The sequence below is a fragment of the Saccharomonospora iraqiensis subsp. paurometabolica YIM 90007 genome (genome assembly GCF_000231035.2).
GTDB classification, from domain to species: Bacteria; Actinomycetota; Actinomycetes; order Mycobacteriales; family Pseudonocardiaceae; genus Saccharomonospora; species Saccharomonospora paurometabolica.
This window is the reverse complement of the sequence record NZ_KI912196.1, coordinates 180,312-180,729: the sequence shown is the minus strand read 5'-3', so window position 1 is coordinate 180,729 and position 418 is coordinate 180,312. Positions and strand designations below refer to the sequence as shown.

At 76.8% G+C, this 418-nt stretch carries 1 protein-coding gene; it reads left to right on the top strand.

Translation table 11 applies throughout. The features are described 5' to 3' along the window. Positions 1-418 (top strand): ketoreductase domain-containing protein (locus SACPADRAFT_RS25115; protein ID WP_157577032.1); only part of this gene is annotated, 418 nt, incomplete at both ends.

The window sequence follows — 418 nt, the reverse complement described above, 5'->3', positions numbered from 1 at the left end:
GGAGCAGGGCGCGGAGCGGGTCGTGCTGGTCAGCAGGCGTGGGCTCGATGCCCCCGGGGCCGCCGATCTGGCGGCCGAGCTGGGCGCCGAGGTGCGTGCGGCCGACGTGACCGACCGGGAGGCGATGGCCGCACTCGTGGCCGACGTCCGGCCCACAGCCGTGATCCACACCGCGGGAGTCCTGGATGACGGCGTCCTGGACCGGCTGACACCCGGTCGCCTGGAGACCGTGGCCGCGCCCAAGCGCGACGCGGTGCGGGTGCTGGCCGAGGTCGCGGGCGAGGTCGAGGCGTTCATCGTCTTCTCCTCGGCCGCCGCCACCTTCGGCTCCGCCGGGCAGGCCAACTACGCCGCCGCCAACGCGCGTCTCGACGCGCTGGCCCGTGCCCGCCACGCCGCGGGCGACCCCGCCACCTCC